The 14,914-nt window shown below is 46.0% G+C and carries 16 protein-coding genes; 15 read left to right on the top strand and 1 reads right to left on the bottom strand.

From position 1 onward, the window contains the following. Positions 1-8: 8 nt before the first annotated feature. Positions 9-737, bottom strand: coding sequence for a hypothetical protein (locus K6T91_08305; GenBank protein MCL6472794.1), 729 nt, complete (start codon positions 735-737; stop codon positions 9-11). A gap of 370 nt (positions 738-1,107) precedes the next feature. Here K6T91_08305 and K6T91_08300 point away from each other — a divergent pair, with 370 nt between their 5' ends. From K6T91_08300 to K6T91_08230, 15 genes are all read left to right on the top strand, one after another. Next, entirely contained in the window at positions 1,108-1,404 is a 297-nt protein-coding gene (locus K6T91_08300; GenBank protein ID MCL6472793.1) for a PqqD family protein, read from the top strand. Positions 1,405-1,701: 297 nt separating this feature from the next. Next, positions 1,702-2,409 carry a hypothetical protein gene (locus K6T91_08295; GenBank protein MCL6472792.1) on the top strand — a complete coding sequence of 236 codons (708 nt, stop codon included), beginning with the start codon at positions 1,702-1,704 and terminating at the stop codon, positions 2,407-2,409. A gap of 158 nt (positions 2,410-2,567) precedes the next feature. After that, the gene (locus K6T91_08290; GenBank protein ID MCL6472791.1) at positions 2,568-2,981 is read left to right on the top strand and encodes a cytochrome c maturation protein CcmE; all 414 of its coding nucleotides are present in this window, start codon (positions 2,568-2,570) and stop codon (positions 2,979-2,981) included. 3 nt (positions 2,982-2,984) lie between these two features. Beyond that, on the top strand, positions 2,985-5,030 hold the full coding sequence (gene ccsA / locus K6T91_08285; GenBank protein MCL6472790.1) for a cytochrome c biogenesis protein CcsA: 2,046 nt from the start codon (positions 2,985-2,987) through the stop codon (positions 5,028-5,030). 110 nt (positions 5,031-5,140) lie between these two features. Then, positions 5,141-5,839, top strand: a complete 699-nt coding sequence (locus K6T91_08280; GenBank protein ID MCL6472789.1) for an ABC transporter ATP-binding protein — start codon at positions 5,141-5,143, stop codon at positions 5,837-5,839. Between the two features lies 1 nt (position 5,840). Next, on the top strand, positions 5,841-6,524 hold the full coding sequence (locus tag K6T91_08275; protein ID MCL6472788.1) for a heme exporter protein CcmB: 684 nt from the start codon (positions 5,841-5,843) through the stop codon (positions 6,522-6,524). Positions 6,525-6,527: 3 nt separating this feature from the next. Then, complete coding sequence (gene ccsA / locus K6T91_08270; GenBank protein MCL6472787.1) at positions 6,528-7,220, top strand: cytochrome c biogenesis protein CcsA; 693 nt, start codon at positions 6,528-6,530, stop codon at positions 7,218-7,220. 5 nt (positions 7,221-7,225) lie between these two features. Next, the gene (locus K6T91_08265) at positions 7,226-7,378 is read left to right on the top strand and encodes a CcmD family protein (protein MCL6472786.1); all 153 of its coding nucleotides are present in this window, start codon (positions 7,226-7,228) and stop codon (positions 7,376-7,378) included. A 32-nt stretch (positions 7,379-7,410) separates the two neighbouring features. Next, complete coding sequence (locus K6T91_08260) at positions 7,411-8,283, top strand: cytochrome c biogenesis protein (protein ID MCL6472785.1); 873 nt, start codon at positions 7,411-7,413, stop codon at positions 8,281-8,283. A gap of 3 nt (positions 8,284-8,286) precedes the next feature. Further along, positions 8,287-8,910, top strand: coding sequence for a bifunctional precorrin-2 dehydrogenase/sirohydrochlorin ferrochelatase (locus K6T91_08255; GenBank protein ID MCL6472784.1), 624 nt, complete (start codon positions 8,287-8,289; stop codon positions 8,908-8,910). Then, the gene (gene hemA / locus K6T91_08250; GenBank protein MCL6472783.1) at positions 8,901-10,250 is read left to right on the top strand and encodes a glutamyl-tRNA reductase; all 1,350 of its coding nucleotides are present in this window, start codon (positions 8,901-8,903) and stop codon (positions 10,248-10,250) included. The genes K6T91_08255 and hemA overlap by 10 nt, the downstream gene beginning before the upstream one ends. A 79-nt stretch (positions 10,251-10,329) precedes the next feature. Beyond that, complete coding sequence (gene hemC, locus K6T91_08245; GenBank protein MCL6472782.1) at positions 10,330-11,292, top strand: hydroxymethylbilane synthase; 963 nt, start codon at positions 10,330-10,332, stop codon at positions 11,290-11,292. 79 nt (positions 11,293-11,371) lie between these two features. Further along, a complete protein-coding gene (gene cobA, locus K6T91_08240; protein ID MCL6472781.1) occupies positions 11,372-12,916 on the top strand; it encodes a uroporphyrinogen-III C-methyltransferase in 1,545 nt (514 codons plus the stop codon). A 63-nt stretch (positions 12,917-12,979) separates the two neighbouring features. Beyond that, positions 12,980-13,954 (top strand): porphobilinogen synthase, encoded by a 975-nt coding sequence (gene hemB / locus K6T91_08235; protein MCL6472780.1) that lies wholly within the window; start codon positions 12,980-12,982, stop codon positions 13,952-13,954. 40 nt (positions 13,955-13,994) lie between these two features. Then, positions 13,995-14,914: radical SAM protein (locus K6T91_08230; GenBank protein MCL6472779.1), on the top strand; the 920-nt coding region annotated here is incomplete at its 3' end.

Genomic DNA, 14,914 nt, shown 5'->3' with positions numbered 1-14,914 from the left:
AAGAAAAACTACTCGGTAGAGAAGAACACCCAGCGCCCATTTAGGTTCTGCGCGTAAATCGTCCACGCTGTTTCAGTGGAGCCCACCTGAGGCGCCTCTAGCACCGCACTTGCCTTCATTGCAATCACGTTTCTATATACTCGTTTTGTGCGGGGATGCTCCCACGACATAAATACTCTTGGCGAATCTACCTTATAGCTTTTTATTGTAACACCAAATCTATTTTTAATATCGGTTTTAAATTTCACATAACCTGCCGGGTCGATCCGCTTCTTATCATCCGGGTGGAAGAAGGAATAAGTCTCCGCGTGTTTATCTTCTTTTTTTGTCTGCATCCAGCGGTTTGCAGCCTCAACCGGAGTAAGCAAGAGCTTAAACTTGCTTTCGTTTTTACCTCGCTTGATCTCGATATCTTCGGAGAGTGTCGCGTAGCTTGGCCCCTCGATAGTCACAAGATGCCTGCCAAGGGTAAGATTCTCGGCGATAAAGCTACCTGGTTTGCTCAGCTTTATCCACTCGCCGTCTATTTTGACTGTGATGCCTGTTGCGGGAGGGTTACCAGGGTAGTTCTCGACAACCGTACCGGATAGATTTTCTCTGCCCACGTAAGCAATTCCCAACGGCAGCATCTCTCTATATTGCCAGGCTATAAATAGCGGAGTAAATAGAAGCAAGGTCGATAATATCCAAAGCCAAAAATGCTTGCCGTTTTTTCTGTATTCTTTGATATCAGCCATTAATAGCAACCCCCAAGCAAAACCCATACATATCATTCTTTACCCAAGAGATAGCCAAATAAAACCGGAATGGGATTGGCAGAAAAAGTCTTAGCCAAATGTGGAGTAGGGAGCCTTAGAAAGCTCGGTACAAACTCAGTATAGAGAGATTGTTCTTTTATTGCTTAATTCAATAAATCACTTTTAAATTTTTGCGGATGGGGAATTAAAAGTAAGAGCGGCGTATCTTTCGCGAAGTTATCGCTTTAAAGCATGGGAGATGGTATATGTAGTTGTCAACCAAATTTGCTTGACATCATGAACCGCTGGTGGCCTGTGCTGGCATGGACTTTCGAACATTGCTGTTTAGGTACGGAGGAAAAGACGAAGCATGAACATGGATTATTATCCACTGCGTGGCGCTGATTCGGCATCATGTGTTATCGATAACCAAACACTAATAATCCAGTCGACAAATAGAAAGCTGTTTGTTTTAAACGCTGCCGGGACGAGAATCTGGGAGCTTGCAGACGGAAAGCATGCGATAGAAGATATCGTCAGGGAAATGCGGGCTCATAGCAAAAAACCTGAGGAGCAAATACGCACGGAGATACAAGAATTCATCGAGGAGCTTGTTGAGAGGCAAGTTCTGGTTTTACTAAACCACCCATGCGATGTCGCGGCTTAAAATCCCAAAATCCCGTATCATAACACCACGCTACTTTTAACTATTTTCCTTGCTAAAATGCGCAAATTTTGTTAAGCTAAATACGTTTAGGCAAGCTAAAAGGCGCAAGTAGACAGGTTATTCATCACCCCTGGCCAGGTTTGCTTGCCTAAACAATTAAGATGCGCTTCCTGGCACGGGGGTGTCCTATTTTAATGGTTTGTGCCAAAAATCATTAAATAAAAATAAGAAGCTTCAAGAAATTGACAATTGAGCAGCAGACTATATATTGCTTATTTGTTTGAAAATCAGGCAAATTTGCCTGAGATACGGAGAGTAGTTAGTTTTATCATGGCGCTTGATCCAAAAAGGCGAATAAAAGCTTTATCTACTACCCTCGGGCTAATCATTTTAGCTATAATCCTCGCATTTTTTGCCCCGGAAGAGAAAACACTAGGAAGCAATATCAGGCTGATCTATTTGCATGCTGCAGTAACGTGGGTCGGTCTTATTCTATTTATCGCATCGGGGCTGCTGGGGCTGCTATACTTCGTTGGCTCAATATTTCCAGTCGGGGGAGATAGGTTTAAAAACAATATGGCCAACTGGTCTTCGGCGGGCCAGACTACTGCAACATTGTTTTGGGTGGCTCATCTTACCCTTGGAGCGATCGGCGCCTATATTATTTGGGGCGGAACCTGGTGGGATGAGCCCCGGCTTAAAATTGCGGCTCTTATTCTTCTTATGGCAATTGTTACTTTCTTAATCAGGTTGATGGTGGATAATAAGTCGCTATGGGCGGGCCTTAATCTTACCTTTCCGCTACTGACGTATCTTCTACTTTGGAAAACCGGCAAGTTATTTCATCCGGATAATGCCTTTGCCGCATCCGATTCTTTTTCGATAAAGTTATTTGCCGCCCTTATTACACTGACATTTATTTTAGTCGCCATTACCGCAATGCGATTGATTTTTGATATACAAAAAGGCCAGGAATCTAAAGTTCAGCCGGATGTCGGCGGCTAGGTTCAAAACTTATTTACTGCTTGGCTGGCTACATAAAAAGCCTTGTTTTAGCTAGGGTTTATGGTTGACCTGACCAGCTTTTATATTTATGCTACATTGCATAGTAGAAAAAGGTTTAATCGGCTTCGCTGGCCATAAAAATCAGGGGGAGATTTAGAGTGGTTGATAGCAAAAGCAAAACGCGTTTGATGGTTGTGACCGTCGTCCTTGTTGCCATCATTGGCTATATGGTCTATAGCTTACTGAGTAACTCCTCATCCTCATCGCTTTCATATTATAAGAAGGTAGAAGAAGTGATAAAGGATGATTCTTATGTAGGCAAGACGGTAAAGGTTGGTGGTGAGATTAAAAAAGGAACGGTTGTCCAAAAGGGTAATAAATATACTTTTAAAATTTTTGAAAAGGATAAAGAGCTTACTGTAACTTACAGCGGCCAGGTGCCGTCAACATTTGGAGCCGGCGTTCAGGCCATAGTAGAGGGCAAGCTAGTATCACAAAATATGCTGGAGGCAAAAAGCATTACGACAAAATGTCCCTCTAAGTATAAGTCGAAAAAAATAGGAGGAGAATAGCACATGCGTTATGTCGGAATACTTGCCCTTCTTGTAATGATTGGCCTTTCAATTTACACCGCTTACAGCTACTATGTCGGCAATAAGATCCGCAAGGGTGAAAAGCAACAAAAGGCTGCCAGCTGGGGCATGATTTGGCAGTTTGTCATCTCAACTTTTGCGAGCCTTGTCTTATTGGCTGCATTTATAAACGATGATTTTACGTTTGGCTATGTTGCTGAGCACTCGACCAGGACTATGAACATATTTTACAAAATCTCCGCATTCTGGGCGGGTCATGAGGGCTCGCTTCTTCTGTGGATATGGATGCTTAGCGGCTACACGGCGGTGCTCGCCTACTTTAACTTAAAGAAGACCGATAAGCTTAAATCTCAGGCCTTATATATATCAAACTATGTTCAACTTGCCCTGCTTATTACCACTTTGGCATTTACCAATCCGTTTAAAGCAGCCGACCCCCAGTTTGCTATGATGGGAAACGGTGTTGGTCTAAACCCGCTTCTTATGCACTGGGCGATGGTCCTTCATCCGCCTACACTTTTCATGGGGTATGCGGGGCTTACGATACCGTTTGCTTTTGCGATAGCTGCGCTTATTGAAAGAGATGCTTCGAATAACTGGATCAACCAGGCGCGCGGATGGACCCTCTTTGCCTGGCTATTCTTAACTATCGGTATCTGGCTGGGCGCTCTCTGGGCCTATGTTGTCCTTGGCTGGGGCGGATTCTGGGGCTGGGATCCGGTTGAGAATGCATCGATTCTGCCATGGCTTACGGGAACCGCATTGCTTCATACGTTTACGATTTATCGCCGCAGGGGCGGCATGAAGGTTTGGGCGGTCTCGCTTGCTTCGCTCTCATTTATTATGTGTGTGATGGCCACATTTATAACCCGATCAGGTCTTATATCATCCGTACATGCATTCCCAGATGTAAGAGGAGACCTCGTTTTTGCGTTCGGCAGTATGATGGTGGTAGCCACCGGCTTAACTCTGTACCTGGTCAATACCAGAAAGCAGGAGTTTGAGACGCAGGAGTTTTTCAACGACTTTCTCTCACGGCATTTTACCTATTATCTAAACAATTTTATGCTTGTAGTCTTTACGACGATTATCCTTCTTGCAACTGTTGGCGGACAGCTTATGGGAACAGAAGTAAAGCCTGCTTTTTACAACGCACTTGCGCAACCGTTAGGACTGGTGTATTTGTTGCTTTTAACCATTTGCCCTTATCTTGGCTGGACCAAGACCGACGGCGGAAAACTGCTTAAGCAGCTTATAGTGCCAACCGTGGCTGCTGCTGCAGCAGCTGTCTTACTTGCAACAGGTTGGACCAGCATTCAGTGGACCAGCAAGCCATGGGGTTTTGCGACTATAGTCGCTGCAGTATTTTCGTTTGTTGCAGTAATTCAAATCTTCTTTATAACGGTTGGCTCAAGGGCCAAAAACAGGGGAGTGGGTTTCTTAACTTCTCTTGGCTCGACAATTAGGAATGACCGCAGCCTGACTGGAGGTTATATAGGCCATTTGGGTATGGCGATCATGTTCTTCGGCATCGCCGGCTCAATGCTCTACGTACAGGAGACTCAGCCTACGCTTCCTAATAAAGCGGGAAGCACCGTTCAGGCCGGCGATTATCAGCTGGTTTATAAAGGCCTTCAGCAATCGCAAGTGCCAGGAGAGCAGAGAACAGATGCGATTTTCAACTTAATAGACAGTAAAAATGGCGGAAAGCTGCTTGGGGTGGTAAGGCCGCAGATAACCTACCACGAGGTCCAGCAGCAGCAAACTGCAAAAGCATCTATTTACCATCAGCCGTTCAGGGACATATTTGTCGTGTTAAATGGCATAGATAATCAGGGGATCCTTGCATTGACGGTTAAGGTTAACCCGCTTATTTCGTTTGTATGGATCGGCAGCGTCATCCTGGTTTTTGGTACGGTTATTGCGATGTGGCCGAGAGCTATCTCTGTTGCAGAAGAGACAGAACATGTTAAGAAGAAAAAAGCTACCGGTAAGAAGAAAAAAGAATTGGTGGGTGCAAGTACATAGCTGGTAGCTAATAGCTAACGGCTCTTTATGGTGATTGACAGATAGTGAATCAGTCAACTGAACTTTTAGAAAAAAAGAAGAGAGATAAAGGCTCGACCGCAACTCCAGAGATTGAGGTAAAAGAGCTCTCGAAGGTTTTTGGTAAGAGGAAAGTCCTCGACAAGGTTTCATTTGAGCTCGAAAAAGGTGGTTTCCTCTCCCTTTTTGGTCCAAACGGAGCGGGGAAGACGACGCTTGTTAAGATAATCTCTACCTTAATCGCTCCGACCAGCGGCGAAATAAGGGTTGCCGGTATGGATCCGAGAAAAAACTCGGCCGCCATCCGGGCAAAAATTGGACTTATCTCACACAGTCCGCTTCTTTATCTGGACCTTAATGCTGAGGAAAACTTGAGGTTCTACGGCACTCTGTATGGTGTTTCTAACCTGAATGAGCGAATTGATGAGCTGCTTGACCAGGTAGAGCTGGGCCACCGCCGCTATGACCTGGTTAGAACCTACTCAAAAGGCATGACACAGCGCCTTGCAATCGCCCGTGCAATTCTTCATAAGCCATCGGTGCTTCTTTTAGACGAGCCGCATACCGGCCTTGACCCGCATGCGGTCGATATTTTTGAGAACCTGCTCGATAGCATCCGGGCCAACCATACCTTTATAATGATAACCCACAATATTGAGCGCGGTCTTGCTTTATGCTCTAAAGCTATGATTCTATATAACGGGCAGATCGTATTTTACCAGGACAAAAAAGAGCTTGATATTAGAAAATTTAAAAATATATACCAGCAACGCGTTAAGGGTGATTCGTAAAGTGTCTGCCGGACGACAAATCGGAGCCATCATCAAAAAAGACATAATCGCCGAGCTCAGGACCAAGGAAATGGTCATTACGATGTTCCTTTTTATTATGCTTATTATGGTCGCTTTTAAATATGCGTTTGGCGATTCCGCCGATTTTGCCAGCTACGCCGGCGGCCTTCTCTGGGTGGCTTTTCTTTTTACAGCGCTTTTAGGTCTGAACAGGTCTTTCGTTCATGAGAAGGATGAGGGTTGTCTGGAGGGTCTGCTTCTCTCACCGATAGACCGACCGAATATATTCTTTGGTAAAGCCATCGGCAATTTTATTTTTCTAACCATTGTAGAGGTCATAGCCATTCCCCTTTATATGATTTTGTTCAAGCTCTCAATAGAGGGTTCGATTTGGATGTTTATTGGAGCTATACTCTTAAGTAATATAGGGATATGTGCCGTTGGAACTTTGCTTTCAACCATATCGATTAATACAAAAATGAGGGATATGTTGCTGCCGCTTATTTTTCTACCGGTGATTTTGCCAGTTCTGGCAGGCGCCGTTATATCCAGTAGCGGGATTATGGCTGGGGTAGACGGTGCAAAGTTTGCAAACGTGATGGATGCAATGAAATTGCTGGTAGTTTGTGATATACTGTACTTACTGGTAGCTTATGCCCTCTACGATTTTGTTATAGGGGAGTGAAGCATGGAAAAGGCTACAAAATCGCTGTTTGTCATTGCTGCTATTTTGTTACTTACCGGTTTGGCGTTTGCCTTCTTTGTGGCACCAGAGGTTGTAATAGAAAAGGATGGCAAAGAGGTCTCCATATTTAGCCAAAAAATTTTTTATTACCATGTGCCGATAGCGGAGACATCACTTTTAGCCTTTATAGTCGCTGCGGTGTTTGGCGCACTATTTCTTAGCAAAAAGAACCGGAAATATGATTTTTTAAGCCACGCCTCCGTTGAGCTTGGCTTTCTTTTTGGGGCTCTTGTCATGTGGACGGGAGACATCTGGACCCGCTCCGAGTGGGGTACCTGGTGGGAATGGGAGCCAAGGCTTACCACATATCTTGTCCTGATGCTTCTATACTCAGGCTATTTTGTTCTTCGCTCGGCGATTAGTGAGGAGAGTGCAAAGGCACGCCTTGCAGCAGCTTATTCTGTTATCGCTGCAGTTACAGTGCCTCTGACTTTCTTTGCAATAAGACTTATCCCATCTGTTCATCCGGTGGTATTCGATAGCTCAGGTGCAAAGATGGAGCCGCCTATGCTTGCGGCATTTCTCATATCGATGTTTGGGATGAGCGTGCTTTACGTTGCATTTCTTCTGATGCGATACCAAATATTTATGATCAGAGAAGAGATAGATTACTTAAAGAATGAAGTTGGGGGTTAACCGTAGTGGAGCTTAGGGAAGCCATACCTTATGTAGTCGCGGCGTATATGGGCATATGGGTAGTCCTGTTTGCCTATGTGTTTGTCGCCAGCAGCAAAATCAGCGGACTTAAGAAAGAGCTGGATGCTCTAACTAAAGCTATTGAGAAGAAAAGCTAATTTTAAGCTTTTCTTTGCTAGGAGCGAATGACTTGGAAAAGCTAACCATAGTATTGTTCTGGCTAGCCTTAATATCTGGAATTGCCAGCAGTCTGGCTTATATAGGAAACTTTGTAGCAAAGGCGGAGCGCCGGGTACACACCTACACTGCGGTCGGCTCTGCTCTTGGTGCTTTTGCTCTCTTACTTGCCGTTATATTTATAAGAGCCAATACCTTAGGGGTTGCAAAGACGGCCGGGCCTTTTACAATACGCATTATTTTTGCTGCATTTATTATTGGGGTATTTCTCCTGGTCGAGTCAATTTATGCAGGCAAAAGCTCTAAAGTTAAGGCGTTTGGCATGGTTGTTATGCCGGTGGCCGTGTTGCTGCAGTTTTTAGCCTGGCATTCGTATGGTGTAACCGAAGAATTGAGCGAGCAGCTTAACAGCTATTGGGTTGGAATCCATGTCACATTTGCCGTCTTAGCATATGCGTCTATGACGGTAGCTCTAGCAATAGCCATAGCTTACCTGCTTCAGGAAAAACAGCTGCGCGCAATGCGTGGGAAAAAACCGGGCAAGATTTTCCGTAAGTTACCGTCGCTTGAAATATCAGATGAGCTCTGCCACAAATCTATCGCTTTTAGCTTTGCCTTCTTAACTTTGGTGGTTGCAACAGGAGTTATAAGGGCTGAGATGCTACCCGAGTGGTCGCAGTGGTTTATGGATCCAAAGATTCTTATGGCTATTACCACGTGGCTGATTTATGGGGGCTATCTCATAGTAAGGGAGTCTTTTGGATGGCAGGGTAAAAGGGCAAACATGTTTGCAGTTGTCGGATTTGCAGTAGGCATTATAACGTATCTAATAGGAAACACAGGCATTATCCCGAGCATCCATAGCTATGGTGGAGGTCTCGGCTAACTAATGGCTTTTTATCCTTTATATGTAGATATTGAAGGCAAGAAATGCGTTGTTATTGGTGGAGGGGATGTTGCTGAAAGAAAGGTTGCTTCGCTAGTCGAGTGCGGAGCAGATGTAGAGGTAGTAAGTCCTAAGTTTACGCCGGAGCTTGAGCGGCTTGCTAAAGAGGGCCGTATTAAGGCAAAAAGACGTGGTTATCAGCCAGGTGATTTAGCAGGCGCAACTCTTGCGATTGTTGCAACCAATGACGGTGAGTTAAATAAGTTGGTTCACCGCGAAGCAAGTGAAAACAACATACCGGTTAACGTAGTAGATACACCCGAACTTTGTTCCTTCATCGTACCTTCAACAGTTCGCAGAGGAGATCTTGTTATAAGCATCTCGACCAGTGGAAGTTGCCCAGCCCTAGCAAAAAATATCCGCAAGCAGTTACAGCAGTTATTTGGGGAAGAATACGGTCGGTATTGCGAGATTTTAAGAAACTTTCGCGCGAGAGTTGCCGATAAATACGATGACCCTGGAGAAAGGAAACAGGCTTTAAATAGATTAATCGATTCGGATATCGTAGAGTTGATAAGAGAAGGTAAAGATAGAGAGGTTGAGGAAAGAGTAAGGTCATGCATATAATACTTATCGGCCTTAGTCACAAGACAGCTCCTGTTGAAATCAGGGAAACAGTGACTTTCCCGGAGCAGATATTGTCAGATGCCCTGCATATGCTAACTGGATACCCAAGCATAAATGAAGCGGTTATTCTGTCGACCTGCAATCGCATGGAAATATATGCCGTTGCAAACGATCTCGATAAAGGAAAGGATGAAGTAATCCAGTTTATCAGCGATTACCATAATATCGTTCGCAGCAAGCTTGAGAGATATCTTTATTTCCGAGAGGGTAAAAACGCTATACTTCACCTATTTAGGGTAGCTGGAAGCCTTGACTCAATGGTCCTTGGTGAGGCCCAAATACAGGGCCAGGTAAAAAATGCTTACGATGCGGCTTTTGAGGCCGAGGCGACTTCTACGATTATGAACCGCCTATTTCGCCATGCACTTCTTGCAGGCAAGAGGGTCAGAACCGAAACAGAAATCGGCGAGAGCGCGGTTTCCGTCAGCTATGCCGCCGTTGAGCTTGCGAAAAAGGTCTTTGAGAACCTTGCCGGAAGGACCTGCATGCTGATTGGTGCAGGCGAGATGATCGAGCTTACTGCGACGCATTTGGTTGCAAACGGAGTTACCAAGGTCATCGTTACCAATCGCACGTATGAGCGGGCGGAAAGCCTTGCCGATAAATACAAGGGTACTGCTGTAAAGTTCTCCGACTTTATCGATCATATGGTTCACGCCGATATTGTTATTAGCTCGACCGGTGCACCACACTACGTCGTAACTAAAGATCACGTAGCTAAGGTTATGCATAAAAGAAAAAACAAACCCATCTTTTTCATCGATATTGCCGTTCCCAGGGATATCGACCCCGAGGTTGCAAATCTCTATAATGTATTTGCCTACGATATTGACGACCTTGATGCTGTTGTTCAGACAAACCTTGAAGAGAGGAAGAAGGCAGCTCAAATTGCGGAGAAGATAGTAGAAGTTGAAGTTGCAAACTTTAGCTCTTGGCTCTCGTCGTTGGAGGTATCCCCAACGATTGCAATGCTCAGGCGAGAAGCCGAGGAAATAAGGTTAAAAGAGCTTGAGAAACATCTAAGAAAGCTTCCCAACCTTTCAGATGCTGAAATAAACATACTTAACGCTTTGACAAGTGCGATAATAAACAAGATCCTTCATAAACCAATTGTTAAGCTGAAAGAAAGTGCCAATCGCAAAGATGGATATCTTTACGTGGAATCATTAAAATATCTTTTCGACATTCAGGATGAGAGCGGGCAAGACGAAGAAGAGACTGCCGAAAGCAGCCAACTGTCAGCTGTCAGCCATCAGCTATCGGCAAGAATAAAGAATTAAGCCAATAGCTAAGAGCTGAAAGCTAATAACTATCTTAAGCTAAAGCTTAAGTTTTAAACTTAAACTAGCGGGTGATGGAGTGACAAGGAAGAAGTATATCATAGGAACACGCGGGAGCAAGCTTGCTCTCTGGCAATCAGAGCACGTGGCCGCGATTCTGAAAGAAAAGGCCGGTGTTGATGTCGAACTTCAAATTATCAAGACCCAAGGGGATAAAATTCTTGATGTTGCCCTTGCAAAGATTGGAGACAAGGGACTTTTTGTAAAAGAAATCGAAACTGCGCTTCTTGAGGGAGAGGTCGATCTTGCGGTACATAGCAGCAAAGACGTTCCGACACAGATTCCCGACGGGCTGGTGCTTGGTGCGTTTTTAAAACGTGCCGACCCACGAGACGTTCTGATATCAAAAAGCGGGAAGGGTTTAGATGAATTGCCTGCCGGATCAGTGGTTGGGACAAGCTCACTTAGGAGGATTGCCCAAGTGCTGAACCGCAGGCCTAATTTACGCATAAAAGATGTGCGGGGCAATTTAGATACCCGCCTTCGTAAGATGGAAGAGGGCCAGTTTGATGCAATTATTCTTGCAGCAGCAGGTTTAGATAGAATGGGCTGGAATCAGGGCATAACCGAGCGTATCTCATCTGAAGTAATGCTTTCAGCTGTCGGTCAGGGAGCTATCGCAGTTGAGGTTCGAGAAGGCGATGAAGATATACTTGAACTCATGAAACATCTTGAGGATACGAAGACCCGGGCTGCGGTAACTGCTGAGCGGGCGCTTCTTCGGGAGCTCGAAGGCGGATGCCAAATTCCAATTGGTGCGCTTGGTGTGGTCGAGAATGAAGCGTTGAAACTCGACGGAATGGTTGCAAACCTGGATGGCTCAAAATTAATCCGCAGTCGTATTGAAGGAGAACCCAAGGATGCCGACAGGCTTGGCACCGAGCTTGCAAATAAGCTAAAGGCAATGGGTGCAGATGAGATCTTAGCCGAAGTAAGAACCGAAGCAGTGTGCGCACCAAAACCAATGCATACGAACGGTTAACCGGTGCTGCAGCTCTGGAGGTCAATTTGCTTGCAGTGACACAAGAAGGGTGCTTATAAATCAAGTAGAGGTAAGGTATATCTTGAACGGTAAAGTGTACTTAGTCGGGGCAGGGCCCGGCGATCCAAAACTCATAACTCTAAGAGGGCTTGAGTGTATCGCTCAAGCCGATGTCATAATATACGACCGCTTGGCAACCAATCTTCTCTTCGAGCATGCCAGGCCGGACGCTGAGTTTATATACGTAGGCAAGGCGGAAGGTAAGCATTCGGTAAAGCAGGAAGATATAAACTTGATGCTTGTTGAAAAGGCCAAAGAAGGCAAAATAGTCACGCGCCTTAAAGGTGGTGATCCGCTTATCTTCGGGCGTGGTGGTGAAGAGGCGCTGGTTTTACATGAGGCCGGCATCGAGTTCGAGTTTGTTCCAGGTGTATCGGCTGGAAACGCGGTTCCGGCCTATGCTGGAATACCGGTCACACACCGTGGCGTTACATCAACAGTTGCCTATGTCACCGGGCACGAGGATCCGTCAAAGCCAACAACTGATATCGACTGGAAGAGTCTTGTCGGTATCGGCACCATCGTCTTTTACATGGGGATGAGAAATCTTCCCTCGATTGTTGAGCAACTTACTAAAAACGGGCGGGATAAAAGCACGCCGGTTGCCATCGTGCGCTGGGGGACAACCCCGCAGCAGCAGACAGTAATCGGCACGCTTGAAGATATCGTAGGCAAGGTTGAGGAGGCAAAACTTAAAGCTCCCAGCTTGATAATTGTTGGAGATGTTGTGCGTTTGCGTGAAAAGCTTTGCTGGTATGAGAAGAAACCGCTCTTTGGCAAGCGGATTCTTATCACACGCGCCAAAGAGCAGGCAAAAGCGTTCTCGGAGCTTATAGCTGAGCTTGGCGGCCAAGCCATCGAGGTCCCAACAATAGAGATCACTGATCCGGATAGCTTTGAAAATATTGATAGGGCTCTTGACCGGCTGGAAACCGGAGCAGGCTACGATTGGGTTATCTTCACTAGCGCAAATGGGGTTCGCTTCTTTGTGAAGCGGATGCGAGAGCTTAAAAAGGATATCAGAATACTTGCTGGGGCAAAAGTTGCGGTAATTGGGCCGGCCACAGCCAAAGCAGTTAAGAGACTTCTTATAAATATCGATATTACACCTAAGGAATTTGTGGCTGAGGGCTTAATAGAAGAATTTAAACAAATTGGGATAGCGGGACAAAACTTTCTTATCCCAAGAGCAAAGGTTGCAAGAGATATTCTTCCTGATACGCTGCGCGAGATGGGCGGGGAGGTCGATGTGGTCGAAGTGTACCAAACCGTGCTGGATGAGGCGGCAGCTTCCAGGATAAAGAAGCTGATTGCCGAGAAAAGCATCGATATAGCAACCTTCACAAGCCCGTCAACGATAAATAACTTTGTGGAGATTCTTGGGCTCGATTTTAAGGAGCTCATGAAGGATATAACAGTTGCTGTTATCGGTCCGGTAACAAAAGATGCAGTGGAGAAGTTTGGGCTAAAAGTAGATGTAGTCGCCGAGGAATACACTATCCCCGGCCTAGTCAACGCAATAGCGAAAAGACAGAAAAAACAGGGGACGTTCCTGAAAAACTGAATAACTCAATGAGTTATTCAGTTTTTCAGGAACGTCCCCTGGGACAGAGAGGGTTGATGGTAGGTGAATTTTCCAAATTATAGACCGCGTAGACTGCGCAAGAACGAAAACTTTAGAAGGATGATCAGGGAGACAAAGCTAAGTGTTGATGACCTTATGTATCCGCTTTTTGTCGCTCCGGGCGAGGGGTTTAAAAAAGAGATATCATCAATGCCCGGGAACTATCAGATGTCAGTAGACTTAATCATTGAAGAGGCGAAAGAGGTCAAAGACTTAGGCATCCCTGCCGTTTTGCTATTTGGCATACCTTCGGTAAAAGATGAGGTGGGCTCAGAGGCGTACGATGAGCACGGCGTTGTGCAAAACGCAATCAGGGCTTTAAAGAAGGAAGTGCCCGAGCTATTAGTTGTAACAGATGTGTGTCTCTGCGAGTATACGAGCCACGGCCACTGCGGTGTGATTAGAGACGGCGAGATACTAAACGATATAACACTTGAGCTTTTAGCAAAAGAGGCTCTCTCTCACGCAGAAGCCGGGGCAGACATGGTTGCGCCATCCGACATGATGGATGGCCGGGTCGCTGCAATCCGCTCTAATCTTGATGAAAACGGTTACCAGGATGTCCCGATCATGGCGTACTCTGCTAAGCACGCGTCGGCTCTTTACGGCCCATTTAGGGAAGCGGCCGAGTCGACTCCACAGTTTGGCGACCGCAGGTCTTATCAGATGGATGCTGCAAACGGCCTTGAGGCTCTGCGCGAAGTTGCACTCGATATCGAAGAGGGCGCAGATATCGTTATGGTAAAGCCGGCGTTAAGTTGCCTAGATCTTATCTATGCAATAAAAAAAGAGTTCGGCTATCCAACAGCGGCATATAATGTAAGTGGCGAGTTTTCAATGGTAAAAGCCGCCGCCGAGAAAGACTGGATAGATGAGAAACGTGTGGTTCTTGAGATACTTACCGGCATTAAAAGAGCCGGCGCAGACATAATCATTACATACCACGCAAAAGATGCAGCCAAATGGCTGAATGAGTAGATGCTCAGTGCTGTTAACTATTAAGCCGGAGGTTTTATAAATGGCAAAAGCCGAAGTAAAAGAGTTAAAGGGAGAAGTGCCTCCACCGAGGATGATCGCGTGGGAGATAACGCGAAGCTGCAACCTCGCCTGTGTGCACTGCAGGGCGTCCGCTCTGCATGGCCCATATCCAGGCGAGCTCTCAACTGATGAGGCAAAGGCGCTTCTTGATAACATAAAGTCTTTTAGTAACCCGATTATTATCTTGACCGGTGGCGAGCCGCTGGCAAGGTCCGATTTCTACGAGATAGCAAAATACGGACATGATATTGGCCTTCGCATGGTTCTTGGAACTAATGCAACGCTTATGACACCGGAGATCGCCGCCAAGGTAAAAGAAGTCGGCATACCGAGAATGAGCGTGAGCATTGATTTTCCGACTGCCGAGAAGCATGATGAGTTTAGGGGACTTCCCGGTGCGTTTGACAATGCGGTAAGAGGAATAAAAATCGCCCAGGAAGCGGGTATAGAGGTGCAGATCAACTCAACTATCACCAAGCTTAATGTGGCCTATCTTGATGACTTACTAAAGTTTGCAAAAGAAGTCGGTGCGGTCGCGTTTCACCCATTCCTTTTAGTCCCAACCGGAAGGGGTAAGGATCTAGAGGAGCAGGAGCTCCCACCTGAGGAGTACGAGAGAACCCTCAACTGGGTTTACGATAAGCAAAAGGAAGAAAAGGATATCTTTTTCAAACCAACCGATGCCCCGCATTATTTCAGGATAATGCGCCAGAGAGCAAAGGAAGACGGCGAGAAGGCGTCAACCATGATGTCCGCGCACCCGCATGCTGCCCGTGGGCTTGAGACCATGACAAGGGGCTGCCTTGGCGGAATCGGCTTCTGTTTTATAAGCCACGTAGGCCAGGTCCAACCGTGCGGTTACTTTGAGAAGTCCGCAGGCAACATTAAAGAGCAAACGTT

Source organism: Bacillota bacterium (assembly GCA_023511485.1).
Lineage (GTDB): Bacteria > Actinomycetota > Aquicultoria > Aquicultorales > Aquicultoraceae > CADDYS01.
This window is presented reverse-complemented; position numbering and strand designations above follow the sequence as displayed.